This window comes from Mycobacterium sp. NGS15, assembly GCF_059813245.1.
Genome location: NZ_JCALEF010000005.1, coordinates 484860 through 510426, shown reverse-complemented (window position 1 = coordinate 510426; position 25567 = coordinate 484860). Strand labels below are relative to the sequence as shown.

Here is a 25567-nt window from a genome sequence, read left to right as displayed (position 1 = left end):
CCCCTAGGGAAGGCGCGCGACCAGCTCCTCGGCCGAGACACGCGGGCCGGTGTAGAACGGCGTCTCCTCCCGAACGTGCAACCGCGCCTCGGTGGCACGCAAATCGCGCATCAGGTCGACGATGCGGTGCAGCTCGGGCGCCTCAAATGCCAACAGCCACTCATAGTCGCCGAGTGCAAAGGCGGGCACGGTGTTGGCACGCACATCCTTGTACGCACGTGCGGCGATGCCGTGATCGGCGAGCATCTTGCGCCGCTCCTCATCGGGCAGCAGGTACCAATCGTAGGACCGCACAAAGGGATACACGCAGATGTAAGCACCGGGCTCCTCCCCCGCGAGGAAGGCCGGGATGTGGCTTTTGTTGAACTCGGCGGGCCGGTGCAGGGCCGCGTTGCTCCACACCGGGGTGCAGGCCCGGCCCAGCGCGGTGGTGCGACGGAAGTCGCTGTACAGCGCCTGCAGCTTCTCGATGGATTCAGCGTGCGACCAGATCATGAAGTCGGCATCGGCGCGCAGCCCGGCCACGTCGTAGATGCCGCGCACCACGACACCGTCATCTTCATGCCGTTTGATCAGGGTGGCCACCTCGTCGGCGGCGGCATCGCGGTCCTCGCCCAGTCCCTGGCCGCGTACCTGAAACACCGAGAACATCAGGTAGCGAATGGTGGAGTTGAGGGTGTCGAAATCGAGGCTAGCCATGTCCCCATCGTGCCACGGTGGCTCGCACCGCTTGAGAGGCGGAGGCCACACATGCCGGCACCCCGATCCCGTCCAGGTACGAGCCCGCCACCGCGATTCCCGATGGCAGCCCGGCGCGGATCGCGTCCACGACCTCGGTGTGGCCGGGACCGTACTGCGGCATGGCGTCGATCCAGCGGGCCAGCGCCGAATCGATCGGCGTGACGGACGCCCCCAGTACGGTTTCCAGGTCGACAACGGCCCAGTGCCGTAGTTGATCATCGCTGGTGGCCCGCGCCACCGTGTCGCCGAAGCGCCCATAGGACAACCGCACCACCTGGGTACTCCGTCCGCGCAATCCCCATTTGCCGGTCGAGAACGTTATGGCCTTGGTGTGCAAGGCTTCTCCCGATGCGACAAGCACACCGGAATTCGCGGGAATCGGGGCATCGGCGGGCAGCGTCAGCGCGACGACCACCGAGGAAGCGATCGGAATGGTCCGCGCCGCCGCCGCCGACTCGGGTGCCACCGCATCCAGAATCCCCGCGGCGCGGGGCGCCTGCACTGCGATGATGACCGCGTCACAATGATCGGCCGTAGTGTCCGCGTGTTCGCCGCAGACAACCGCCCACCCATCGCCATCACGCGCGATACCGGTGATCGCGACCTGCCGATGCTCGGCACGGGCGCGGCGCCAAAGTTCCTCCACTAGCACCGTGTAACCGCCATCGATGGCACCGAAGATGCCGGTGTCCGAGATCGGCGGCAACGCCTGCCGGGCCGCGGCGAGCAAGCTGCCCGCCCCCTCATCGAGCGCCCGGGCGATACCGGGCGCCCCCGTACGCAGTCCCGTCGTCGCGGCCGAACCCGCGTACACGCCGCCGAGCAGCGGATCGACCATGCGCGCGACCACCTGCGGCCCGAACCGCAGCGAGACCAGGTCGGCGACGGTGGGTTCGGCCCCTATGGTCCAGTGCATATCGCGGTGGGGCTCGCTGTCGATGCGTGCCACGGTCTCGTCGTCGACCAGCCCGACCACCGATGACGCCGAGGCCGGGATGCCGTTCACCGTCCGCGTGGGCAGCGGATGCAGACCGCCCCCGGCATAGAGCAGGGGGCGCGCGCCAGTGGTGTCGAGCTTGCGGTTGGCCAGTCCCAGTTCGTCCAGCAGGTCCAGCACCTCGGGGCGGCGCGTGATGAATGCCTCGGCACCGATATCTATCCGGTGTTCACCGAGGGTGATGGTCCGAAGGATCCCACCCAGCTGCTCGGCGGGGTCGTACACGGTGATGCGCGCACCATCGCCGAGCTCGCACCGCAGCCGGTACGCGGCCGCCAGCCCCGAAATACCGCCCCCCACAATGGCAATGGAGGGAGAGGCCGACGACGCCGCGGAGGTCACAACGAATGCACCAGCGCCACCGCATCGGTCAGTACCGCCGGATCGGTATCCGGCAGCACTCCGTGCCCCAGATTGAAAATATGCCCGGCGGCACCGTCGGCCACGGCCTGGCGCCCCTCGCCGACGATGCGGCGCACCTCACGCTCCACCACCGGCCACCCGGCCAACAACACTGCCGGATCGAGATTGCCCTGCAAGGCTTTTCCGGCGCCAACCCGGCTTGCCGCGACATCCAGCGGAGTGCGCCAGTCCACACCGACCACCGTGGCGCCGGCCTCCCCCATCGCGCCCAGCAGCTCGGCGGTGCCCACGCCGAAGTGCGTCATGGGCACGCCGGCACTAGCAAATTCATCGAAAATCCTTGTGCTGTGCGGTAATACCGCAGATCGATAGTCGGCCAGCGACAGTGCGCCCGCCCACGAATCGAACAGCTGCAACGCGTCCACGCCGGCGTCGAGCTGTGCGCGCAGGAACGCGATGGTGATGTCGGTCAGCGCCGTCATCAGCGCATGCCAGGTCTGGGGATCACCCTGTAGCAGCGCCTTCGTGCGCTGATGGTGACGGCTCGGGCCACCCTCGACAAGGTAGGAAGCCAGCGTGAAGGGGGCACCGGCGAAGCCGATCAACGGGGTGGCGCCCAGCTCGGCGACCAGCAGTCGCACGGCATCGCTGACCGCCTCGACCTGTCCGGGCTCCAGGCGCGGCAGCCCCGCCACATCGGCAGTGGTGCGGACCGGGTTGGCGATCACGGGACCCACGTCGGGAACGATGTCCAGATCGATCCCCGCGGCCTTGAGCGGGACCACGATGTCCGAGAACAAGATGGCGGCGTCAACCTGGTGCCGGCGGATCGGCTGCAGCGTGATCTCGCAAACCAGTTCAGGCTTAAAACACGCGTCCAGCATGGCGTGATCTGCGCGCACCGCCCGGTACTCGGGCAGCGAACGCCCGGCCTGCCGCATGAACCACACCGGAGGGTGGCTGGGAGCCCTGCCCGCGGCGGCCGCGAGGTAGGGGGAAAATGGCAGCTCACGACGGGTATTTCTCTCCGTCGCGCGATCTTCGTTCAATCCGGTCATCACTGCCCATGCTGCCATGGCAACCTCCTACGGCGCGCCTTCGGGAGCATGTCGGCCCGGCGCGCTACCGTCCATTGCTGTGACGTCTGCCGAACCAGCCCCGTTCCGCGCGGCGGTCGACGCGATGAACTCCGTGACCGCGCGTCCGGAGATCGAGCTGGGCACCATTCGTCCCCCGCAGCGGCTGGCTCCGTTCAGCTACGCGCTCGGCGCCGAGATCAAGCACCTCGATACCGATAACGTGCCCGAACAATCCGAAGGCGACGCCTTCGGCAGGCTAATCCTGCTGCACGATCCCGAGGGTGATGAGGCGTGGAACGGCACCATGAGGCTGGTCGCCTACATCCAGGCGGACCTGGACGCCTCCGAGGCCGTGGACCCGTTGCTGCCGGAGGTCGCGTGGAGCTGGCTGGTGGACGCGTTGAATACGCGCACCCCGGATGTGACGGCGTTGGGCGGAACAGTGACCGCAACCACCTCGGTCCGCTATGGCGATATCGCCGGGCCGGGGCGCGCTCACCAGCTGGAGCTACGGGCATCCTGGACCGCCACCGGCACCGATATCGGAACCCACGTCGAGGCGTTCTGCGAGGTGCTAGAGCATGCGGCCGGCCTGCCGCCGGTGGGTGTGACCGATCTGGGGTCGCGCCACCGCGCCTAGGGCCTACGCTGCTGATTCAGATATGGACACCGACTCTGAGCTTCCCGAACCGACGCCGCTGCTTCGTCCCGCCGAAGGGGTGCCGCCACTCACCGCCTCGACGGATGAAATCCGCATGGCTGCAAAACGTTTGGCGTCCGGAACCGGCGCCTTTGCCGTAGACGCCGAGCGAGCCTCGGGATTCCGGTACTCCAATCGGGCCTACCTGATCCAGATTCGCCGGCGTGGTGCCGGGACGGTGCTGCTGGATCCGACGAATGTTCCGGACGCGCTGGGACCGATCGTCGAGGTGCTGGGCGCCGACGAATGGATCTTGCACGCCGCCGACCAGGATCTACCGTGCCTGGCCGAATTGGACATGCGACCGCCGTCGCTTTACGACACCGAACTTGCCGGCCGGCTGGCCGGTTTCGAGAAGGTCAATCTGGCCGCAATGGTGCACCGACTGCTGGGTTTGGGGCTGGCCAAGGGACACGGCGCCGCCGACTGGTCCAAACGCCCCCTGCCGGACGACTGGCTCAACTACGCGGCGCTGGACGTCGAAGTGCTCATCGAGCTGAGTGAGAAGGTCGCCGAAGTTCTCGCCGAGCAAGACAAGACCGAATGGGCTCGGCAGGAGTTCGAGTACCTCGCGCATGTGCCGGCATCCGCGACGCGACGGGACAATTGGCGTCGCACCTCCGGGATCCATAAGGTGCGCAAACCCGCACAGTTGGCCGCGGTCCGCGAATTATGGCTCAGCCGTGATGAATTGGCGCGTGCACGCGATGTTGCACCCGGCCGGACGCTGCCCGATTCGGCGATCGTCGAAGCCGCGATGGCCGATCCGAAGACACGTAACGAACTGATCGCCCTCCCGGTCTTCGGCGGGCCCCGGCAGAAACAGCAGGCCGACCGTTGGCTCGCGGCGCTGGCGAAGGCCCGCGACGCTGCCACCCCTCCGCCGGTCAACGAACCTACGGTCGGGCCACCGCCGGTATCGCGATGGTCGCGACGCAAACCCGAGGCCTACGCGCGCCTGGAGGCCGCGCGCGCAGCCCTGTCGGCGCTCTCCGAGCAGATCACGGTGCCCGTGGAGAACATCGTCACCCCGGAGATCGTGCGCCGGCTCTGCTGGGACTGGGACGGAAACGGGGATGTCGAGGAACTGCTCGCCGGCCACGGCGCACGCGCATGGCAACGAGAGCTGGCGGCGCCCATCCTCACCGAGGCGCTGGCCGACTAACCAGTGCGATCTCGCCGCCGGCCAAAACTGAGTTGCACGGTCTCGCGGGACACGCTCTGCTGGTCTCCATGGCGACACTTGAACTCATCGATATGCAGCAGTGGCCACGAAACGAGTGGTTCACGCACTATCGGGACCGCTGTCCCACCTACTACTCGATGACAGTAGAGCTGAACGTCACCGACCTTCTCAAGGCGATTCGCGCAGCCGGCCGCAAGACATATCCCACACAGATCTGGGCATTGGCGACCGTCGTGAATCGTTATCCGGAGTTCCGCATGGCCCTCGACGATCAAGGAAATCCAGGAATCTGGGACATCGTGGACCCGGCATTCACGGTGTTCAATCCCGATCGCGAGACCTTCGCGGGTATCAGCGCCAATTACACCACCGACTTCGACGCATTCCACACCGAAGTCGTCGACCTCCTGGCCGAATATCGTTACTCCTCAACGCTTTTCCCACAAGGATTGCCCCGGCCCCGGAATGTATTCGACATCTCTAGCATCCCATGGACGAGCTTTTCCGGCTTCACGCTTACCATCGCCCCCGGCTGGGAACATCTGGCTCCCATCTTCACCGTCGGCAAGTTCCACGAGCGGGACGGTCGCACCATCATGCCGCTGGCAGTGCAGATTCACCATGCGGCGGCTGACGGATTCCACAGCGCGCGTCTGGTGGAAGACCTGCGCGAAATCCTCGCCACTCCGGACTGGGTGCGGGGTTAGTCGACCTGCTGCGTGGCCGGGTTCACGGTGCTGTCCCCGAGCTCGCGGCTCATCGCGGCCACCCAACCGGTGATCTTTCGGGCGATGTGCTGGTCGGTCAAACCGAGCTGCTCAAGGACCTGCCCCCGGGACGCGTGGTCCAGGAACTGTTGCGGCACACCGATACCCCGACTCGGCACGTCCACATCGGCGTCTTGCATCGCCTTGGTCACTGCGCTACCCGCACCGCCGTGCACGCCGCTGTCCTCGAGGGTCACCACCAGCCGATGCTGGCGGGCCAGCCCGACAACATATTCAGGCACCGGTAGCACCCACCGGGGGTCGACGACGGTGACCCCGATCCCCTGCTTGCCGAGCCTCTCTGCCGTCGCCAATGCCGTCGACGCGAACGGGCCGACCGCAACCAGCAGCACATCGGCGTGCAAGCCGCCTGCCGGCCGGGCCAACACGTCGACGCCGTCGCGGCGCTCGATCGCCGGGATATCGTCGCCGACGTCACCCTTCGGAAAACGCAGCGCGGTCGGGCCATCATCGATTGCCAGCGCCTCGGTCAGCTCTTCACGCAGCCGCGCGGCATCGCGCGGCGCGGCGACCCGCATTCCGGGCACCACGTTCAGGATCGACAGATCCCACATACCGTTGTGGCTGGCACCGTCGCTTCCGGTGATTCCCGCCCGGTCCAGCACGAATGTCACCGGAAGCCGGTGCAGCGCAACGTCCATCATCACCTGATCGAACGCGCGGTTCAGGAAGGTGGAGTAGATCGCCACCACGGGGTGCAGGCCGCCCATCGCGAGCCCGGCCGCGGAGGTGACGGCGTGCTGCTCGGCGATACCGACATCGAACAGCCGATCGGGGAAACGCTCGCCGAACTTGCTGAGCCCGGTCGGACCCGGCATGGCCGCGGTGATCGCCACGATATTGCGGTGCTCGCTGGCCACGTCGATCAGTGAATCGGAGAACACTGACGTCCAGCCAGGAGCCGAAGCCTTGATGGAGCGGCCGGTCTTCGGGTCGATGATGCCGGTGGAATGCATCTGCTCGGCCTCGTCGTCCTCGGCAGGCGCGTACCCCATGCCCTTGCGGGTAATCACGTGCACGATGACCGGGCCGCCGTAACCGCGGGCACGGCGCAGCGCATCCTCCACCGCATGCTCGTCGTGACCATCAACGGGCCCAACGTATTTGATCCCCAGATCGGTGAACATCACCTGCGGAGATACCGCGTCCTTGACCCCCACCTTGAGGCTGTGCATCAAGGCGTATGCCAACGGTCCCACCACCGGCATACCGCGCAGCAGCTTCCTGCTCTCGTCAAGCACCTTCTCGTAGGTGGGCGTGAGCCGCAGCCCGGCCAGGTGCGAGGCGAGCCCACCGATGGTCGGTGCATAGCTTCGCCCGTTGTCGTTGACGACGATGATGATGCGCCGATCGGCGGCGGCAATGTTGTTCAGAGCCTCCCAGCACATGCCGCCGGTGAGCGCGCCATCGCCTACCACCGCGACGACGTGGCGGCGGCGCTGCCCGGTCAGCTCGAATGCCTTCGCGAGTCCATCGGCGTAGGACAGTGCCGTCGACGCGTGGCTGGATTCCACCCAATCGTGTTCGCTCTCGGCCCGACAGGGGTACCCCGACAAGCCGTCCTTCTGGCGCAGCGTGTCGAAGTCTCCGGAGCGTCCAGTCAGGATCTTGTGCACATACGCCTGATGACCGGTGTCGAAGACGATCGGGTCATACGGGGACTCGAACACGCGATGGAGGGCCAGCGTCAATTCGACAACACCCAGGTTGGGTCCAAGATGGCCGCCGGTCGCGGCGACCTTGTGGATCAGGAACTCGCGAATCTCGTCCGCGAGCAAGTCCAGCTCTCGCTTCGAGAGACCCTGCAGGTCACCCGGTCCTCTGATGTCGTCAAGCATCAGGTCAGTCTACGCAGCGATTCAGATTCGGTCGCTTGAAGCGGAGCCAAAAACGTCGGGCACTCCATCGTGGTCGGCATCAAGGCTCTCCTTGGCCTCGATGCGCTGATACGCCCGGTTACGCAGCCTCAGCACGACCGAGGCCACGGCCGCCGATGTCAGCGATCCGGCGAGCACGCCGACCTTGACGTGCTCGGCGGCCGACCCCGCACCGAACGCCAATTCGCCGATGAGCAGCGACACCGTGAAGCCGATCCCCGCGAGCAGTGCCACGCCGGCGATATCCATCCAGCTCAGATCGTCATCGAGGCTGGCCCGCGTGAACCGCGCCAACAGATACGTCGTCAGGAAGATCCCTATCGGCTTGCCCACCACCAGGCCCAACACCACGCCCAAAGCAACGGGGTCCCGCAGCGCCTGCCACAGCCCGGCGAAGCCGCCGAGGGTGACACCCGCAGCGAAGAACGCGAACACCGGCACCGCGACACCCGCCGACAACGGTCGCAGCCGATGCTCGAAGCGCTCGGCCATCCCGTGCACATCGGTACGACCATCTCGCCTCAAGACGGGAACAGTGAATCCCAGCAGCACACCCGCCACGGTGGCGTGTACCCCCGAGGCGTGCACCAATGCCCAGGTGGACAGTGCCAGTGGCACCAGCAGCCACCATTCTCGGCGGCGGCGCTGCACCGCCAGCGCGAACAGCCCAAGGGGAATGAGTGCGAGGCCCAACGGCCCCCAATGCAGCTCATCGGTGTAGAAGACCGCGATCACGATGACGGCCAGCAGATCATCCACCACCGCCAGGGTGAGCAGAAATGTGCGCAGCGCGGACGGCAGATGCGTTGAAATCACGGCGAGCACGGCGAGCGCGAAGGCGATATCGGTGGCGGTGGGGATTGCCCAGCCGCGCATCGCCTCGCCACCACCGGAGGCATTCACCGCCAGATAGATGGCGGCCGGCACGACCATGCCGCCTATAGCAGCGACAATCGGCAACGCGGCGCGGCCAGGATCCCGCAAATCCCCCGCCACGAATTCGCGCTTCAGTTCCACGCCCACCACGAAGAAGAAGATCGCGAGCAGCCCATCGGTGGCCCAGCCCGCGAGAGTCAGGTTCAGGTGCAATCGCTCCGGCCCCACGGTGATGGCACCCAGCCGGTAGTACCACGCACTCCACGGCGAGTTCGCCCAGAGCAGTGCGATCAGCGCCGCCACCACCAGCAGCACTCCGCCGACGGTTTCTTTGCGCAGAATCCCGGCGACGCGAGATGACTCCGCCCACGATCCGCGGGTGAAGACGCGTTGGCTCAGGCGCATGGGTGCGTGTCCATTCTGCTGGCAGGGCAAAGTACCGCCGACCAGACTTCCCGGCACACCCGAAGAGTTACCTTATAAGATCTTTACGACTGGCGCCGTCTCATCGGGTGAGCAGCGCGAAGCTCTCGATGTGATGGGTCAGCGGGAAAGCATCGAAGAGCCGCAGTTCACGCACCCGATACCCGCGCTCCAGATACAGGCCCACATCGCGCGCGAATGCCGCTGCTTCACAACCGATATGGATAACTCTCGGCACGCTGGCATCGGCGATTCGCCCGATGACCTCACGTCCGGCACCCGCCCTGGGCGGGTCCAACACCGCGACATCGGCCTTACCCAGGTCGCGCATGGCGTGCCGTACCGAACCGCAGATCATGGTGATCTGCCGCAGATCTCCCAGCGCACTCTTGGCGCTACGGAACGCTGGACGTGAGGTGTCGACGCTGACAACACGTCCCGTACGTCCCACTGCCTCCCCCAGCACCGCGGCGAAGACCCCGACGCCGCCGTACAAATCCCAGGCATTCATCCCCGGCTCCAGCTCAGCCCATTCGGAGACCAGCCGACTGTACGTGCTCGCCGCGTCGCGGTGCGCTTGCCAGAAGGCCGTAACCGGCACCAACCAGTGCCGGTCCCCCACCTTCTGAACCGCAACGTCCTCGCCCTCGACAACCGAACGGCCGCGCACCACATGTCGGCGTCCCTGATCGTCCATCACCGCGTGCAGCGGGCCCTCGGAACCGAGATCCGGCTCATCCAGCCCATCGAGCAACCCCGGCACGACCTGTGCACAGCGCAGGTCCGTCACCAGCTCGTCGCTGTGATACCGATGAAAGCCGGGCTGACCCAAGGCATTCACGTCCAAACGCACCCGAGTCCGCCACCCCGTGGAGTCTCCGGCCCCAACCTGCTCGGCCACACCCTGCCAGTCGTACTTGCCGAGCCGAGCCAGCTGCTGGCTCACCACATCGCCCTTGAGCTCACGCAGATACCCCGGGTCGACGAAAGAGAGGTCACAGCAACCAGATTCGCCACTGCCGTGCGCGATGGGGCATATCGGATCGATGCGGTGCGGCGACGGGTCGAGGACGTCGATGGCAGCGCCATGCCAGAAGCTGGCTTGCCGGTCGTCGGTAATCTGGACACGCACCCGCTCGCCCGGTAACGCGTATCTGACGAAGATGACGCGTCCGTCGTGCCGGGCCACCACGCTGCCCCCGTTGGCAGGCCCGCCGGTCTGGACCTCGAGGATTTCGCCGATTGCCATTTACGAGTCGAAACCGCGACGCGAGTCGCCGGGTGCGGATTGCTCGTCGAGCTCCCGACGACGTTCGGATGAGTCAAGCTGCCAGGGAACAGACGTGACCATGACATTGGGGACAAAGAGCAGACGCCCCTTGAGTCGCAGCGCACTCTGGTTGTGCAGCACCTGTTCCCACCAATGCCCCACCACATACTCCGGGATGAAGATGCAAACGACCGTGCGTGGCGCTTCCTTGCTGATGCGTCTGACGTAATCGAGGATCGGCCGGGTGATTTCACGATATGGGGAGGCGATCACCTTCAACGGAGTGCTGAGATCGCTTGTCTCCCAATCCCTGACCAGCTCTCGCGTGTCCCGATCGTCAACGCTGACGGTGATTGCCTCCAGCACGTCGGGCCGGGTGGCACGGGCGTAGGCGAGGGCGCGCAGCGTCGGCTGATGCACCTTGGAAACAAGGACGACCGCATGGGTGCGGCTGGGCAGCACCACCTCTCCCTCGTGGTTGTCCAGCTCGCGGGCCACCGTGTTGTAGTGCTTGTGGATCATCTTCATGAGCACGAACAGCAGGCCCATTGCCAGGATCGCGATCCATGCTCCGGCAAGGAATTTGGTGACCAGGACAACCAGCAGCACCGCCCCGGTCATGATAAAACCGATGGTGTTGATGACGCGCGAGCGGATCATCTTGCCGCGTACCGCTGGGTCGGTCTCGGTTGTGAGCAACCGGGTCCAGTGCCGCACCATGCCGATCTGGCTGAGTGTGAAGGACACGAAGACACCGACGATGTACAGCTGGATGAGCGCGGTCACCTCGGCCTTGAAAGCCACCACGAACAGGATCGCGACGGCCGATAGGAAGATGATGCCATTGGAGAACGCCAGCCGGTCGCCGCGCGTGTGCAGCTGACGCGGCAGGTAGCGGTCCTGCGCCAGAATCGATCCGAGCACCGGGAAACCGTTGAACGCGGTGTTGGCGGCCAGCACCAGGATGAGCGCCGTCACCACGGTGATGAACAGGAAGCCGATCCGGAAGTCACCGAACACCGCCTCGGCCAGCTGGGCGACCAGGGTCTTCTGGTGGTAGTTGGCGGGGGCACCCACCAGCTGCGTGGCGGGGTCCTCGGCGATCTTGGCTCCGGTGCGTTCCGCCAGCAGGATGATCCCCATGAAGAGGGTGATGGCGATGCCGCCCAGGAGCAACAGCGTGGTGGCCGCGTTGCGTGACTTGGGTTTCCGGAATGCCGGCACACCATTGCTGATCGCTTCCACACCCGTCAGCGCCGCACACCCCGACGAGAAAGCCCGCGCGACAAGGAACACCAGCGCGAAGCCCAGGATGCCGTTGCCTTCGCCATGCATCTCGAAGGAGGCCGACTCCGCCTTCAGCGGGGTATCGAGTACGTAGATCTGGAACAGCCCCCAGCCCAACATGAGGTACATGCTGACCATGAAGGCGTACGTGGGAATTGCGAACGCGGCGCCGGATTCGCGGACACCGCGCAGATTCATCGACATCAGGATCACAATGGCGACCACCGCGAAGGTGACCTTGTGCTGCGCGACAAGCGGAATAGCCGAGCCGATGTTCGACATCGCCGAAGACATGGAAACGGCAACGGTCAACACGTAATCCACCAGCAGGGCGCTGCCGACCGTCAGGCCCGCGGTAGGCCCGAGATTGGTGGTCACCACCTCGTAGTCGCCGCCACCGGAAGGATAGGCGTGCACGTTCTGCCGGTAACTCGCGACCACGACCATCATGACCGCGGCGACCGCTAGCCCGATCCACGGCGTCAACGCATAGGCAGACATGCCCGCGACCGAGAGCACCAGGAAGATTTCCTCGGGCGCATACGCCACCGAGGACAATGCGTCGGAGGCGAAAACCGGTAGCGCGATGCGCTTCGGCAGCAGGGTATGGCCAAGGCTGTCACTGCGGAACGGGCGGCCGATTAACAGACGCCGAGCCGCCGTCGACAGCTTGGAAAGCGTAGACACGAACGCCAACATTAGGCCACGCGAGCAATCGCGGTACGGTCTCACTTGACATCGCTGTGTCGGGTGCCGTGACGCGGCGTTCGGCATTGCGTCAAGTACTGAGACGAACGCCTATCCAGAAGGGTCTACCGGTGCGAGTAGTGGTGATGGGCTGCGGGCGGGTAGGTGCCGCGCTGGCGGGGGGCCTGGCCAGGATTGGCCACGAGGTGGCGATCATCGACAAGGAGGCCTCCGCGTTCAACCGGCTCAGCCCCGAATTCACCGGTGAACGCATCGTCGGCATGGGATTTGATCGCGACGTCTTATTGCGGGCCGGGATCGAGCGGGCACAGGCATTCGCCGCGGTCTCCTCAGGCGACAACTCGAACATCATCTCGGCCCGGGCGGCCCGCGAGACTTTCGGCGTCGAGCGCGTAGTGGCCCGCATCTACGACGCCAAACGCGCCGCCGTCTACGAGCGCCTCGGTATTCCGACCGTCGCCACCGTGCCGTGGACGACCGATCGTCTGCTGCATGCCCTCACCCGGGAAAGCGACACCACCAAGTGGCGTGATCCATCCGGTTCGGTTGTCGTCACCGAGCTCGCGCTGCACGAAGAGTGGATAGGCAAGCGCGTCACGGCGCTGGAGACCGCTACCGGTGCGCGGGCGGCCTTCATCATCCGGTTCGGCACGGGCGTGCTTCCCGACGCCAAGACGGTCATCCAGGACAGTGACGAGGTATACGTATCAGCGGTGTCCGGACGCGCCGCCGAGGCCATGGCGATCGCTGCGCAGCCGCCGGGCGAGGACGCCGACGATGACCACGGGGGTGCCCGATGAAGGTCGCCATCGGAGGTGCCGGCGCTGTCGGGCGTTCCATCGCACGCGAGCTCATCGAGAGCCGCCACGACGTCACCCTGCTGGAACGCAATCCCGATCACATCGATCCCGAGTCGGTGCCCGAGGCGCATTGGCGGCTTGGGGACGCCTGCGAGATCAGCCTGCTGGAGGCCGAGGAACTGCACACCTTCGACGTGGTGATCGCGGCTACCGGCGACGACAAGGCCAATCTGGTACTGAGCCTGCTGGCCAAGACCGAGTTCGCCGTGGCACGCGTCGTGGCCCGGGTGAACGATCCGCGCAACGAGTGGCTGTTCGACGATGCCTGGGGCGTCGATGTCGCGGTGTCGACACCGCGCATGCTGGCATCCCTCGTCGAGGAGGCCGTCGCCGTGGGTGACGTGGTGCGGCTCATGGAGTTCCGGCGCGGTCAGGCCAATCTGGTGGAGATCACCCTTCCCGACGACACCCCCTGGGGCGGTAAGCCGGTCCGGAAGCTGGATCTGCCCCGCGATGCGGTGCTGGTGGCGATTCTGCGCGGATCGCGGGTCATCCCGGTACAGCCCGACGAGCCTCTCGAAGGCGGCGACGAGCTAATCCTGGTGGCCACCGCGGATATCGAGGACGAGCTACACCGCGCAGTCCTGCCGCAGTAGTCGGCGACTAGCTGCCCGCCGGGGATTCCTCGGCCGCATTGTCGGTGTGGCGGCGCACATAGCGAATCACCAGCAGGGTGATGAGGGCACCGACGGCCGTCAACGGCCAGCCCATCGCGATCTTCGCACCGCCCAGCCAGGCCGTGTTACCCGCGAGGTACAGCCACTCCTGCACGACAAATCTGGTGGCGAACAATGCGATCCAGGCCACCGTCGCGATATCGAAGGCGGTCAGGATGCGCCGGTTACCGCGCCACGACATATCGCCACCGGTGGCCCAGCTGTAGGCGTAACCCACGATCGGGCGGCGGATGATGATCGATACCAAAAACACCGTGCCCCAGAAGAAGTTGGCCCAGATCCCGATGAGGAAGTAGCCCTTGGCCTCCCCCAGCAGGTAGGCGATCAGCGCGCTGATGCCGACGCTGATGAATCCCGAGACCGCCGGTTGCAGCGATTCACGCCGCACCAGACGCCAGATCAAGACCAGGGTCGCGGCGGCCAGCGCGGCGATGAGCGCCGGCATCAACGAAGAGACGCTGACCGCGACAACGAAAACGATCACCGGGATCGACGAGTAGACGATTCCCTGCCATCCCCCGGCCTGGTGCCACATCTCGTGCAGCGGAGAGCTTCCCGGCTCCTCGGGTTTGGTCCCGGGCACACTGAACTTCAGCTGCGGGCCCTCCGCGGTGTCCGAGCCGACATGTGCGCCGCCCGAGCCGTCGGGCTCGTGCGATGAGGTTTCTGGCACTTAGCGCTGAATCTCGTAGTACGGGTTGTGGATCACCTTGCCGCCGTTCTCAAGCTTGCCGAGCCGACCGCGCACCAGCAGGGTGCGGCCCGATTCGATACCGGGGATGCGGCGCTGCCCCAGCCATACCAGCGTCACCGTGTCGGTGCCATCGAACAGCTCGGCCTTCACGCCGGCTACGCATCCCTTGGAGTTGGTCTCCACGGTGCGCAACGTTCCGCACATGGTGACCTCTTGGCCGCGCTGACAATCGATAACGCGCTGAGCACCGGTGGCGGCGGCGTCGTCACCGATCTTCTCGGCGTCTACTTGGTCCAGGTCCTCTGTCAGCCGACGAGTCAGTCGACGCAGATAACCGCCGGTGGTAGCCACTTCTAGTCCTGGCCTCTCAACATGCCCGATCGTGTGATCGCTCGTGGAGTCACTTGGCGCAAGCGGCTCATCGGTGCAACCGCCACGGTAGACCTTTGCACGCCCCGATGCCAGGCGGCCCCCGGGGTGTCCCGCACACCGGGCAAGATCAGGTGCGTGACGCCCCTCGACGGTCCTCGCGCAAGCGGCATATCCCCAGAACTTGATGGCCACACGGCTGTTCTCATGCCCGGTACGGGCTCCGACGACGACTTCATCACGCGGGCCTTCGGGCCTGCCCTGCGCAGTGCGGGGGCCACCCTGGTCGCGGTCCGTCCGGAACCGAACGACCTAGTAGGCGGCTATGTGCGGGCGCTCGATCGGGCCGCGCGAAGTGGGCCGATCGTCGTCGGCGGGGTGTCCATCGGGACCGCTGTCGCCCTGACGTGGGCTCTGCAGAACCCCGGAGCAGCGGTGGCGGTGCTAGCCGCCATGCCTGCGTGGACCGGCAAGCCGGATAACTCGCCGGCCTCGGTATCCGCCCGGGTCACTGCGGAGTCGCTGCGCTCCGACGGATTGGCGGCAGTGACCGCCGCGATGCAGGCCAGCAGCCCGGCCTGGCTTGCGGCAGAGCTCACCCGGTCGTGGGCCGGGCAATGGCCGGGCCTGCCCAATGCCATGGAGGAAGTGTCGGCCTTCGAGAACCCGGCTGCCGACGATATCCGCGGCTTGACCGTGCCATTGGCGGTGGCAGCGGCCACCGATGACCCGATACATCCGCTCGCTGTCGGCCAGGACTGGGCGTCCTGGGCTCCCCGCGCGGCACTGCGCACCTTCACTCTCGATCAGCTGGGAGCTGACCCGTCCTGTCTGGGTCAGGCGTGTGTCGGTGCGCTAAACGACATCTGAGTCACAGACCGCGGGCCGCGGGATCGGCCGTGGCCTCGATCTTGAGCACCAGGCCGTCGCGCACCGACAGGGTGACCACCGCGAACAGCCTGCGCTGCGCGAAGGCGAGTAGAACTGGCTGCCCGAATGGTCCACCGACCAGCGTGGCGCCGTGGCCCAGGTAAACGAGCAGGTTGGTGGCGACATCGGTGCGTCCACGGTTCACCTGCGGAGGGAGCGCGGGATCTCCGATGATGGTGCCGACCCCCCAGACGCTGGGGTCCAGAACCGCCATCAATCCGGTCAGATCACCGTTGGCGCACGCGGTGACGAACTTTTCGATCAGCTGCTGGTGCTGGGCACCGGTGACATCGCCGGTGCGCGACGCGGACTGCTGGAATCTAGTGCGCGCACGCCGCGCGAGCTGGCGGCACGTGCCCACCGGACGGCCCACTGTCGACGCGATCTCCTCGAACGGGACGCCGAATACGTCGTGCAAGACGAACGCGACTCGCTCGCCGGGACTCAGCGTGCGCAGCACCTCCAGCAGAGCACCACGCACCTCGTCGTCCAGAGTGACCCTGTCCGCGGGATCAGCACTCACGGAAATATGCAGCGGTGCAGCGGATTCCACCGTCGATGCGACGCCCGTCTGCTCGCGGCGCATCCGCGCCGAACGCAGCTGGTCCAGGCACAACCGGCCGGTCACCACCGATAGCCAGGCCCGCGGCTCGTCGATCTCCGTCTCGTCGGCGCGCGCCAGCCGCACGAACGCTTCTTGAGCGCAGTCCTCGGCATCCCCGATGTCTCCGAGCATTTGATAGGCCAGATTCACCAGGTAGGGATAGTGCTCACGCCAGGCCGCGGCCACCAGCGCATCGCGCGAAGACGAGGAATCCATGTCACTACGACGATTCCGCAGCCCGAAAAGTTACCGACCGCATCAGTAACTTTTCGCGCCCGCGCCCCGTCGTACTCATGTGGCCGAAATATCGAAAGCCATCCGAACCTCCCGAATTGGAGTAACCGACATGACAATTCTCGTCACCGGCGCAACAGGCAATGTGGGGCGCCCGCTTGTGGACCTGCTCAGCGCGGCGGGCGCCGACGTACGCGCGGTCACCCGTCACCCTGGGCACGCAGACTTCTCGCCCCAGGTGAAAACAGTCGAGACGGCCCGGGCCGGTCTCAGCGGTGCCACCGCCGTCTTCCTGAATTCCCGTGCACTCGGCGAGGATCTGGCAGATGTTGTGGATCAGGCTGTACGCGAAGGGGTTACCCGCCTGGTCGCGCTATCGGCGATCAACTGCGATGACGACTTCTCCCGGCAACCATCACGGTTCCGCGGCGACCGGAACAAGGAGGTGGAACAGTATGCCGTCGGTTCCGGAGTGGAGTGGGTGAGCCTGCGTCCGTCCGTCTTCGCCTCCAACTTTCTCGGGATGTGGTCGGGCCAGCTCACGGCGGGCGATGTGGTCCGCGGACCGTACGCGGCCGCCTCTGCCGCTCCCATCGCGGACCGGGACATCTCCGAGGTCGCAGCACATGCTCTGCTCGGCGACGATCTCGTCGGTCAGTGCATCCCGTTGACGGGTCCGCAGGCATTCACCAATGCCGACCTGGTCGCGGTGCTCGGGAACGTTCTGCATCGCCCCTTGGAATACCAACAGGTTTCCGACGACCTCGTCCGTCAGCGCTTCGCCGGCCTGGGCTTTCCGGCGGGATTCGCTGACGCGTACCTGGCCATGCAGGCAGCCACGGTGACCGTGCCTGCGGTTGTCACACACGAGGTGGACCGGATACTCGAGCGTCCCGCAGAGACATTCGCGGCATGGGCCAACAGATTCCGGGCCACGTTCGCACGTGCCGAGTTCGCACCTCAGAAGGGATGACGGCAATGACCAGTAGCCCACCGTGGTGGCTCACACCGATGAACAAGGTGGTGCGGGCATTTCACCGTCTCGGCATACCCACTGGTCCGGCGATGGTGCTGACCGTCCCCGGCAGAAAGACGGGACATCCTCGCCCCACGCCGATCACACCGTTCGAGATGGACGGTCACCTCTATGCCGTGGGCGGCTATCCGGGCGCGGATTGGCCACGCAATGCCGCCGCGGCCGGTTCCGGGACTCTCACCCGACGAAACCGTGTCCAGCACGTCAGGATCATCAGCGTGCCGCCCGAGACGGCGCGGCGCGCGCTACGCGAATTCGCCCTGAAGGTTCCGGTGGGCGTGCGGTTCGCGAAAAGTGCCGGGCTGGTCCGTCACGGGACCCCGGACGAGTTCGAAGCCCTGGCCGGCACGCTGTCGGTGTTTCGGTTCGATCCCGACTAAATCCCCGAGGTCGCTCGGTACCGCCCGTGGAATCTAGCCGCCGGTGATCGTGGACCGCAGCTGCTGCATGGCCGACCCGGAGACACTGCGGCGGGCTACGGGGGTCGGATCATCCTGCGGAGCCGGTTCCTCGGCGGCGGCCTCGGCCTCTGCCTGGGCCATCGCCTGTGCCTGAGCCGCCTGCAGCTGCTCCAACATCGGTTCGGGCAGCACGACCGGCAACGGGGTACGCACCGGGTAGGGGCTGTCATCGCGGCGGACGACGGTATCGGCGACCGCGTCGCGCGCCTCCTGCGCCAGAGCGTCGAAGGTCTCGGCGGGCCCCTGCAGCACACAGCGAATCATCCACCGGTAGCCGTCGACCCCGATAAAGCGCACGGAGCCTCCCTCGGCGACGCCGACGACCTCTCGACCCCACGGACCGTCGGCGATGGAGACCTCGGCAGCTTCCTTGCGCAGCGATTCAGCCAGTTCGCCCGCGATCTCGCGCCACAGTCCGGCGGATTTCGGCGCGGCGTAGGCGGCTACCGAGTAGCGCCCGTTGGGTGTCAGCACAAAGACCGCGCCCGGAGTACCGGAAGCAGTCAACTCGACCTGGATCTGTCCGGCTTCGGGTACCGGGATGAGTACCGAGCCCAGGTCCAAGCGCCCGGTTCCCGCGTCCTCCGGACTGTCGAAGTCCTCGATTTCGTATGGGCCGTCAAATGTTTCGCCTGAAGCCGACGATTCCGACGAGGCATCGGCTGTGTCGTCCAGGTCGTTGAGACCACCACTTCGGTGTAAAGCCATCACAAACTCGCATGTCCGCCGCTGGACCCGTGTCCGCCCACACCGCGGGTGGTCACGGCCAGACCGGCCTCGTCAAAGGAATCCACTTCAACCAGCTCGGGTAACTCAACCTGCTGAACCAGCAACTGCGCGATCCGGTCGCCACGGGCGATGACGATCGGGGTCTCTGGATCCATATTGATCAGGCTGAGCTTCACCTCGCCACGATACCCGGCATCGATCGTGCCAGGGCTGTTGACGATTGAAAGGCCCACGCGCGCAGCCAGGCCGGAGCGCGGATGCACCAATCCGACCATCCCTGTCGGGATGGCCACGGCAATACCGGTACCCACCAAAGCCCGGCGCCCGGGCTCGAGCACGACGTCCTCGGCGCTGTAGAGATCGACCCCCGCATCGTCGGCATGCGCACGGGACGGCAGGGGAAGCTCTCGATCGAGGCGAACAATCGCCAATCTCGTAGGTGTGGGCACGATCGCCCAGACTACCCTTGGCCGCGTGACGGCCTCCCCCAACAACACGACCGATATCCGCTACCTCGAGCGGCTGTGGGTTCCGTGGTGGTGGACGCTGCCCGGCTTTGGTGCGGCAACGCTGCTCGGGCTGGAAATCAATCAGAGCATGCGGCAGCTTCCCAGCTGGGTGCCGTACCCGATCCTGTTCGCGATAGTCGCGGGAGTCTTGTTGTGGTTCAGCAGGATCCGCGTGGAGGTTGCCACCGGACCCGATGGTGCGGCCGAGCTGCGCGCCGGATCGGCACATCTGCCGGTCAGTGTGATCGCCAAGTCCGCGGCAATTCCGGCCACCGCGAAGAGCTCGGCGCTCGGCCGTCAGCTTGATCCGGCGGCCTTCGTGGTGCACCGAGCATGGATCGGCCCGCTGGTCTTGGTGGTACTCGACGACCCGGAAGATCCGACGCCGTACTGGCTGGTGAGCAGCCGCCATCCCGATCGGGTACTGGCTGCCCTACGGAGCTAGTACGCGGCCAAGCCGCGACCAGCCGCGACTAGCTCCACTCTCAGGCCGCGCAGTCGGTGCAGATCAGCTGGCCGTTCTTCTCACTGGCCAGCCGGCTGCGGTGGTGCACCAGGAAGCAGCTCGAACAAGTGAACTCGTCGGCCTGCTTCGGGATGACCCGTACCGACAGTTCCTCACCGGACAGGTCGGCACCTGGTAGCTCGAACGATTCGGCGGTTTCCGCCTCATCGACATCGACCACCGCCGACTGTGCTTCGTTACGACGAGCCTTGAGCTCCTCTAACGAGTCCTCTGACACATCGTCGGCGTCATTTCGCCTCGGAGCGTCGTAGTCGGTAGCCATGCGTCCATCCCCAATCACCATCTCGTCTTCAAGCTTCTGCATTAGGCGCAGCAAGGCTTTGTACCAGGCTGAAACGGACACCACAAACTATTAGTGCCCGGATCCCGCCGGTTCTTTGTGTGATTTGCATCACACGGCAGTGGACATCTCTTCTATTTCGTCGTCTGTCGCGCAGAAGTCAGCTGGCCTAGAGTGCCATCCGTGGTCGCAGACATCACCGAGGGCACCTCGGTAGACAAGGACGGGCGCCCGTTCCGCCGCCGGAACTATTTGCCAGCCCTCTGTGTGGGAATAGTGCTCCTGGTCGTCACGGTGTTCGTCTGGGCCTCAGCGCTCACCCGGGAAGCACCGGTCAAGGAAGCGACGGCATGCAACCCGCCCGCCCAGCAGACCGAGCCCGGATCCGGGACCATCGGTAAGCCGGTATCACGCTCCTCGCTGTCGGGAACCACGCCGGCCACGCTCAACGACGTCAAGGCACGCGTCCTCAACGCCAACGGCCAGGCCGGACAGGCCGGGGACGTATCCACTGCGCTGCGCGATCTGGGATTCCCCTCACCGAGCGCCGATAACGACCCCTTCTACCCCAGCGGCTCCCGTCTGAACTGTGTCGGACAGATCCGCTTCGGGGAATCCGGGTACGCGAACGCCCTGACGCTCTCGCTGGTGGCGCCGTGCGTCGAGTTCATCGAGGACAAGCGATCCGGCGACTCGGTGGACCTGGCGCTCGGCAGCGAGTTCACCGAGCTTGCCTCCGGAAACGCGGTGACCTCGGCGCTCAACAGCCTCAAATCCGGTAACCAGGCCAATTCTGATTTCATCCTCAAGGCGCGGCAGAGCACCTGTTAGCCGGGAATCGGCGCTGTCGCTCCGATATCGGTCAAGAGCTGCCCGAACTCCTCGGCGATACCGGGTGCCATGGCTGCGATCAGGGCGCCCTCCGGGCTCCGGGCGTCCGCGTCGGGCAACACCAGCACCGCGCCGGCCTCGCGGGCGATGAGAGCGCCGGCGGCCCAATCCCACGGCCCCAGCCCATGCTCGTATTGGGCATCTACGCGCCCCTCTGCGACCCCGCACAGGTCCAGCGCTGCCGAACCGATCCGCCGCACGTCACGCACCCTGGGCAAGAGCTGCGCGACCAATTGAGCCTGACGTTCTCGCCGCACGGTCGAATATGCGAAGCCTGTAGCCACCAGAGCCAGCCGCGCTTCCCGGACCGGATTACACGCCAAGGGCCACTGCAGGCCATTGGCCTCGCGCACGGTGGCGCCAAGACCCGAGGCCGCCGAAAAGACGCGGTCTGCCGCGACGTCGGCCACCGCGGCCGCCACCGATACCCCGTCCACCTGAGCGGCCACCGACACGGCATACGCGGGAATGCCGTAGACGAAATTGACCGTGCCGTCGATCGGGTCGATCACCCAGCGCACGGGCGCTGAGCCGCGGGCGCCGCCGGTGGTCTCGCCGTCCTCCTCCCCCAGGATCGCGTCCTCGGGGCACAGCGCCGACAGACGTCGGCGCAGCAGCCGTTCGCATTCGGTGTCGACGAGGGTCACAGGATCTGTTTCGGAGCTCTTGGTCCGCACGGAGGCCGCCCAATCGACGGTTCCGCGACGATGACGCACGAACTCGGCGGCCTCGGACGCCAGCCGCACCGCTACTGAACGCAACGCTTCCGGTTCGGTTCCCACGCCTCTATCGCAGCACAGCCACAGGCTTCACGCGCGGCGTCCCCCGGGGCATTAGGGTGTCACTCGCATTCAGTCTGTTCCGGCTGTGTTCGACCGTGTTCGCCAGCCATGTAGACCCAGGGCCAAGGAGCGCCGATGACCGCCACCGAATCCGGACCGTTCGCACCCGCGACGGGAGCCGGCGAGACCGTGCAGCGAGCGTTCGGCGTCGACGTCGGCGGCAGCGGCATCAAGGGCGCGATGGTCGATCTGACAACCGGCGAGATGATCGGCGAACGGGTCAAATACCCCACTCCCCAGCCCGCCACGCCGACCGCCGTCGCGGAGACCATCGCCACAGTCGTGCGTGATTTCTCCTGGACAGGGCCCGTCGGCGTCACCTATCCGGGCGTGATCGTGCACGGCGAGGCGCGCACCGCCGCGAACGTCGACAAATCATGGTTGGGCGTCAACGTCCACGACATCATCAGCGCCGAATTAGATGGCCAAACCGTCACCGTGCTCAATGACGCCGATGCCGCCGGGATGGCCGAGGACCGGTACGGCGCGGGCAAGGATCAGTCCGGCGTGGTTGTCCTCTTGACGTTCGGAACCGGGATCGGCTCCGCCGTTCTTCATAACGGAATCCTGTTGCCCAACACAGAGTTCGGGCATATCGAAGTCGGCGGTATGGAAGCCGAGCATCGTGCGGCGTCGTCCGTGAAGGAAAAGAACGATTGGAGCTACAAGCAGTGGGCACCCGAGGTCACCAAGGTCTTGGAGGCCGTGGAGAACGCGCTGTGGCCCGACCTGTTCATCGTGGGCGGCGGCATCAGCCGCAAGGCCGATAAATGGGTGCCGCTGCTGACGAACCGAACCCCGGTGGTGGCCGCTGCATTGCAGAACACGGCGGGGATCGTCGGCGCGGCGATGGCCGCACACGCTGGCGTTTCACCTTAGCTTTTTCACAGGTTCTGCGCTGTTGTCGTTACAATGGCAGTCAGATAGCCGCACGCAGGGCCACGCAGGTGTTCCCCGGCAGCGACGAACATCAAGCAGATAGCCAAATTCTCGATTTTGCATGCCCATGCGCGTCGAAGAAGCATCCAGGAAAGGGCGTACGTGGCAGCCACGAAAGCAGCGCCGGTAAAGCAGGCCACCGCCGCGACACCTTCGAAGTCCACCGCCGCGAAGGCGCCGGCCAAGAAGGCACCCGCGAAGAAGGCACCGGCCAAGAAGGCACCCGCGAAGGCCGCAGCCAAGGCACCCGTGAAGAAGGCTGCGCCCGCCAAGAAGGCACCGGCCAAGAAGGCGGCTGGCAAGGCACTCGATCCCGCTCTCGAGCCGCAGGGCACCCCCGAGGACGCCGAGGTCGAGCCCGGTGAGGATATCGAGCCCGACCTCGCCGACGCCGATATCGAGGCCGACCTCGCCGAGGTTGCCGTAGAGCCCGAGCCCGAAGCGGAAGCCGAAAGCGACGAGCCTTCCGAGAAGGACAAGGCATCAGGCGATTTCGTCTGGGACGAAGAGGAATCCGAGGCGCTGCGACAGGCCCGCAAGGACGCCGAGCTGACCGCCTCCGCGGACTCGGTGCGCGCCTACCTCAAGCAGATCGGCAAGGTGGCCCTGCTCAACGCCGAAGAGGAAGTTGAGCTGGCCAAGCGGATCGAGGCCGGTCTGTACGCCACCCAGATCGTCACCGAGCTGACCGAAAAGGGCGAGAAGCTCCCGGCCGCGCAGCGCCGCGACATGTCGTGGATCTGCCGTGACGGCGATCGTGCCAAGAACCACCTGCTGGAAGCCAACCTGCGCCTAGTGGTGTCGCTGGCCAAGCGCTACACGGGCCGCGGTATGGCGTTCCTGGACCTCATCCAGGAAGGCAACCTGGGCCTGATCCGTGCGGTCGAGAAGTTCGACTACACAAAGGGTTACAAGTTCTCGACGTATGCCACCTGGTGGATCCGCCAGGCCATCACCCGCGCGATGGCCGACCAGGCCCGCACCATCCGTATCCCGGTGCACATGGTCGAGGTCATCAACAAGCTCGGCCGCATTCAGCGTGAGCTGCTGCAGGACTTGGGCCGCGAGCCCACGCCCGAAGAGCTGGCCAAGGAAATGGACATCACGCCGGAGAAGGTGCTGGAAATCCAGCAGTACGCGCGTGAACCCATCTCGCTGGACCAGACCATCGGTGACGAGGGCGATTCGCAGCTCGGCGACTTCATCGAGGATTCCGAGGCCGTGGTCGCCGTGGACGCGGTGTCCTTCACCCTGCTGCAGGATCAGCTGCAGTCGGTGTTGGAGACGCTCTCCGAGCGTGAGGCCGGCGTGGTGCGCCTGCGGTTCGGCCTGACCGACGGCCAGCCGCGCACACTCGATGAAATCGGTCAGGTGTATGGCGTGACCCGTGAGCGCATCCGGCAGATCGAGTCCAAGACCATGTCGAAGCTGCGCCACCCGAGCCGTTCACAGGTGCTGCGGGACTACCTCGACTAAACCTTTCACGCTTGGCTGGGACGGGCACTGCGGGAGCTCACAGCGGGTTGACAGACAAGTCGCAGGTTTCGCTCACGGTAAGAACAACTGGCGAATTCGGAAGCTGTCACCTCTACTGTCGAAACTCCTGCTAGACGCATAAATACCCGCCAGGAGCCCTGCCGTGATCAAACTTCTCGTCTTTACCCTTGTGGGTGTTGGCGCCCAGATCGTCGACGGGACGCTCGGTATGGCGTTCGGGGTGACGGCGACGACCCTGCTGGTTTTTACCGGTGTCGGTGCCGCCCATGCGAGCGCCGCGGTGCACTTTGCCGAGGTCGCCACGACGCTGGCCTCGGGTGCCTCCCATTGGCGGTTCGGCAATGTCGACAAGCGTGTCCTGCTGCGGCTGGGCATACCCGGCGGCATCGGCGCGTTCCTCGGGGCCACCGTGCTGTCACGGTTGTCCACCGAGTCCGCCGCCCCGATCACGGCGGGGATCCTGCTGGCCATCGGCGTCTACCTCATCTACCGATTCAGCACCAACCCGCCGCGTGGAAACTACGCGCCGACGACACCGTTCTCGGCGAGGTTCCTGGCCCCGCTGGGCCTGTTCGGCGGATTCATCGACGCCTCCGGCGGCGGTGGTTGGGGGCCCATCACGACCAGCACCTTGCTCACGAGCGGGAGGGCCGCTCCCCGCACGGTGATCGGCTCGGTCAGTGCCTCGGAGTTCATCGTCGCCGTCTCGGCGAGCATCGGCTTCCTGTTCGGGCTCGGCTCTGAATTCTTCAACAATTTGATCGTGATCGCCGGGCTCGCCCTGGGCGGTGTGATCGCCGCGCCGATCGCGGCCTGGCTTGTCTCGCGCGTCAACTCGGTGGTGCTCGGCACCGCAGTCGGCGGTGTACTGGTGCTGACCAACACCCGCACACTGCTGCGGTACTTCGACACTCCCGACTCGGTGCGCACGCCCATTTACCTGGTGATTGTCATCGCCTGGGCCGCGCTGGTCGCGTACACGTGGCGCAAGGCCACGCTCACCTCCACCGAAGCCGCGGGAGACTTCAGTGAGATTGCAGCGAGCGCGGAACCCCAACGGGCGCTGGCAGACACGCCCGGCGACGATATCGCTGCCGCACCGAAGTAGCAGCTAGTAAGCGGGCCCGCGGCGATCGAGGCGGGAATGGAGTAGCCCGCTACGCATGTCGAGCGGATGTCCGCGCGCACAGCATG

General features: G+C 65.8%; 27 protein-coding genes. 13 read left to right on the top strand and 14 right to left on the bottom strand.

Annotated elements, in window-relative coordinates:
• Positions 1-3 precede the first annotated feature (3 nt).
• From hemQ to hemE, 3 genes are read right to left on the bottom strand one after another with little or no spacing between them, the layout of a single operon-like run.
• Positions 4-699 carry a hydrogen peroxide-dependent heme synthase gene (gene hemQ / locus AC5Y5C_RS17080; RefSeq protein WP_499974338.1) on the bottom strand — a complete coding sequence of 232 codons (696 nt, stop codon included), beginning with the start codon at positions 697-699 and terminating at the stop codon, positions 4-6.
• The gene (locus AC5Y5C_RS17075) at positions 692-2080 is read right to left on the bottom strand and encodes a protoporphyrinogen oxidase (RefSeq protein ID WP_499974334.1); all 1389 of its coding nucleotides are present in this window, start codon (positions 2078-2080) and stop codon (positions 692-694) included. The genes hemQ and AC5Y5C_RS17075 overlap by 8 nt, the downstream gene beginning before the upstream one ends.
• On the bottom strand, positions 2077-3159 hold the full coding sequence (gene hemE / locus AC5Y5C_RS17070; protein ID WP_499974668.1) for a uroporphyrinogen decarboxylase: 1083 nt from the start codon (positions 3157-3159) through the stop codon (positions 2077-2079). The genes AC5Y5C_RS17075 and hemE overlap by 4 nt, the downstream gene beginning before the upstream one ends.
• A 124-nt stretch (positions 3160-3283) precedes the next feature.
• Between hemE and AC5Y5C_RS17065 the strand changes: the two genes are divergently transcribed.
• The 3 genes from AC5Y5C_RS17065 (at position 3284) to AC5Y5C_RS17055 (ending at position 5773) form a co-directional block, all read left to right on the top strand.
• A complete protein-coding gene (locus AC5Y5C_RS17065) occupies positions 3284-3820 on the top strand; it encodes a DUF3000 domain-containing protein (RefSeq protein WP_499974666.1) in 537 nt (178 codons plus the stop codon).
• Positions 3821-3842: 22 nt separating this feature from the next.
• On the top strand, positions 3843-5045 hold the full coding sequence (locus AC5Y5C_RS17060; protein WP_499974331.1) for an HRDC domain-containing protein: 1203 nt from the start codon (positions 3843-3845) through the stop codon (positions 5043-5045).
• A gap of 68 nt (positions 5046-5113) precedes the next feature.
• Positions 5114-5773, top strand: a complete 660-nt coding sequence (locus AC5Y5C_RS17055) for a CatA-like O-acetyltransferase (RefSeq protein ID WP_499974328.1) — start codon at positions 5114-5116, stop codon at positions 5771-5773.
• Here the strand turns inward: AC5Y5C_RS17055 and dxs are convergent.
• The 4 genes from dxs to AC5Y5C_RS17035 all read right to left on the bottom strand — a co-directional run bounded on the left by dxs (position 5770) and on the right by AC5Y5C_RS17035 (position 12286).
• Positions 5770-7692 (bottom strand): 1-deoxy-D-xylulose-5-phosphate synthase, encoded by a 1923-nt coding sequence (dxs, locus tag AC5Y5C_RS17050; RefSeq protein WP_499974325.1) that lies wholly within the window; start codon positions 7690-7692, stop codon positions 5770-5772. The genes AC5Y5C_RS17055 and dxs overlap by 4 nt on opposite strands.
• 21 nt (positions 7693-7713) lie before the next feature.
• On the bottom strand, positions 7714-9012 hold the full coding sequence (nhaA, locus tag AC5Y5C_RS17045) for a Na+/H+ antiporter NhaA (RefSeq protein ID WP_499974664.1): 1299 nt from the start codon (positions 9010-9012) through the stop codon (positions 7714-7716).
• A gap of 100 nt (positions 9013-9112) precedes the next feature.
• A complete protein-coding gene (locus AC5Y5C_RS17040) occupies positions 9113-10279 on the bottom strand; it encodes a class I SAM-dependent RNA methyltransferase (protein WP_499974322.1) in 1167 nt (388 codons plus the stop codon).
• Positions 10280-12286 (bottom strand): APC family permease, encoded by a 2007-nt coding sequence (locus AC5Y5C_RS17035; RefSeq protein ID WP_499974319.1) that lies wholly within the window; start codon positions 12284-12286, stop codon positions 10280-10282.
• A gap of 119 nt (positions 12287-12405) precedes the next feature.
• Between AC5Y5C_RS17035 and AC5Y5C_RS17030 the strand changes: the two genes are divergently transcribed.
• Entirely contained in the window at positions 12406-13095 is a 690-nt protein-coding gene (locus AC5Y5C_RS17030; protein ID WP_139360249.1) for a potassium channel family protein, read from the top strand.
• Complete coding sequence (locus AC5Y5C_RS17025) at positions 13092-13751, top strand: potassium channel family protein (RefSeq protein WP_499974315.1); 660 nt, start codon at positions 13092-13094, stop codon at positions 13749-13751. Before AC5Y5C_RS17030 ends, AC5Y5C_RS17025 begins: the two co-directional genes overlap by 4 nt.
• A 7-nt stretch (positions 13752-13758) precedes the next feature.
• Here the strand turns inward: AC5Y5C_RS17025 and AC5Y5C_RS17020 are convergent, their stop codons facing one another.
• Both AC5Y5C_RS17020 and AC5Y5C_RS17015 read right to left on the bottom strand, forming a co-directional pair.
• The gene (locus AC5Y5C_RS17020; protein WP_499974314.1) at positions 13759-14505 is read right to left on the bottom strand and encodes a DUF3159 domain-containing protein; all 747 of its coding nucleotides are present in this window, start codon (positions 14503-14505) and stop codon (positions 13759-13761) included.
• On the bottom strand, positions 14506-14877 hold the full coding sequence (locus AC5Y5C_RS17015) for an OB-fold nucleic acid binding domain-containing protein (RefSeq protein WP_499974310.1): 372 nt from the start codon (positions 14875-14877) through the stop codon (positions 14506-14508). It abuts the gene before it with no gap.
• A 225-nt stretch (positions 14878-15102) separates the two neighbouring features.
• Between AC5Y5C_RS17015 and AC5Y5C_RS17010 the strand changes: the two genes are divergently transcribed.
• Entirely contained in the window at positions 15103-15765 is a 663-nt protein-coding gene (locus AC5Y5C_RS17010) for an alpha/beta fold hydrolase (protein WP_499974663.1), read from the top strand.
• A 1-nt stretch (position 15766) separates the two neighbouring features.
• Here AC5Y5C_RS17010 and sigI read toward each other — a convergent pair whose 3' ends face one another.
• Positions 15767-16645 carry an RNA polymerase sigma factor SigI gene (gene sigI, locus AC5Y5C_RS17005; protein ID WP_499974308.1) on the bottom strand — a complete coding sequence of 293 codons (879 nt, stop codon included), beginning with the start codon at positions 16643-16645 and terminating at the stop codon, positions 15767-15769.
• Positions 16646-16775: 130 nt separating this feature from the next.
• On the opposite strand from sigI, the gene AC5Y5C_RS17000 reads away from it, so the two are divergent.
• Together AC5Y5C_RS17000 and AC5Y5C_RS16995 are read left to right on the top strand one after the other, a co-directional pair.
• The gene (locus AC5Y5C_RS17000; RefSeq protein WP_499974305.1) at positions 16776-17636 is read left to right on the top strand and encodes an NAD(P)H-binding protein; all 861 of its coding nucleotides are present in this window, start codon (positions 16776-16778) and stop codon (positions 17634-17636) included.
• A 38-nt stretch (positions 17637-17674) separates the two neighbouring features.
• Positions 17675-18079 (top strand): nitroreductase/quinone reductase family protein, encoded by a 405-nt coding sequence (locus tag AC5Y5C_RS16995; protein WP_499974662.1) that lies wholly within the window; start codon positions 17675-17677, stop codon positions 18077-18079.
• A 33-nt stretch (positions 18080-18112) separates the two neighbouring features.
• On the opposite strand, the gene AC5Y5C_RS16990 is transcribed toward AC5Y5C_RS16995, so the two are convergent.
• Positions 18113-18868, bottom strand: a complete 756-nt coding sequence (locus AC5Y5C_RS16990) for a DUF3710 domain-containing protein (RefSeq protein ID WP_499974301.1) — start codon at positions 18866-18868, stop codon at positions 18113-18115.
• On the bottom strand, positions 18868-19338 hold the full coding sequence (gene dut / locus AC5Y5C_RS16985; RefSeq protein WP_499974297.1) for a dUTP diphosphatase: 471 nt from the start codon (positions 19336-19338) through the stop codon (positions 18868-18870). Before dut ends, AC5Y5C_RS16990 begins: the two co-directional genes overlap by 1 nt.
• On the opposite strand from dut, the gene AC5Y5C_RS16980 reads away from it, so the two are divergent.
• Entirely contained in the window at positions 19331-19843 is a 513-nt protein-coding gene (locus AC5Y5C_RS16980; RefSeq protein WP_499974295.1) for a DUF3093 domain-containing protein, read from the top strand. The genes dut and AC5Y5C_RS16980 overlap by 8 nt on opposite strands.
• A gap of 40 nt (positions 19844-19883) precedes the next feature.
• Here the strand turns inward: AC5Y5C_RS16980 and AC5Y5C_RS16975 are convergent, their stop codons facing one another.
• Complete coding sequence (locus AC5Y5C_RS16975; RefSeq protein WP_499974293.1) at positions 19884-20186, bottom strand: DUF4193 domain-containing protein; 303 nt, start codon at positions 20184-20186, stop codon at positions 19884-19886.
• 201 nt (positions 20187-20387) lie between these two features.
• Between AC5Y5C_RS16975 and cei the strand changes: the two genes are divergently transcribed.
• Complete coding sequence (cei, locus tag AC5Y5C_RS16970; protein WP_499974291.1) at positions 20388-21035, top strand: envelope integrity protein Cei; 648 nt, start codon at positions 20388-20390, stop codon at positions 21033-21035.
• Here the strand turns inward: cei and AC5Y5C_RS16965 are convergent.
• Positions 21032-21856 (bottom strand): inositol monophosphatase family protein, encoded by an 825-nt coding sequence (locus tag AC5Y5C_RS16965; protein WP_499974660.1) that lies wholly within the window; start codon positions 21854-21856, stop codon positions 21032-21034. The two genes, cei and AC5Y5C_RS16965, sit on opposite strands and share 4 nt — an antisense overlap.
• Positions 21857-22012: 156 nt before the next feature.
• On the opposite strand from AC5Y5C_RS16965, the gene ppgK reads away from it, so the two are divergent.
• From ppgK to AC5Y5C_RS16950, 3 genes are all read left to right on the top strand, one after another.
• A complete protein-coding gene (ppgK, locus tag AC5Y5C_RS16960; protein ID WP_499974290.1) occupies positions 22013-22816 on the top strand; it encodes a polyphosphate--glucose phosphotransferase in 804 nt (267 codons plus the stop codon).
• Between the two features lie 162 nt (positions 22817-22978).
• Positions 22979-24352 (top strand): RNA polymerase sigma factor, encoded by a 1374-nt coding sequence (locus AC5Y5C_RS16955; protein WP_499974288.1) that lies wholly within the window; start codon positions 22979-22981, stop codon positions 24350-24352.
• Between the two features lie 163 nt (positions 24353-24515).
• Positions 24516-25481, top strand: a complete 966-nt coding sequence (locus AC5Y5C_RS16950; RefSeq protein WP_499974284.1) for a sulfite exporter TauE/SafE family protein — start codon at positions 24516-24518, stop codon at positions 25479-25481.
• Positions 25482-25567: the final 86 nt, after the last annotated feature.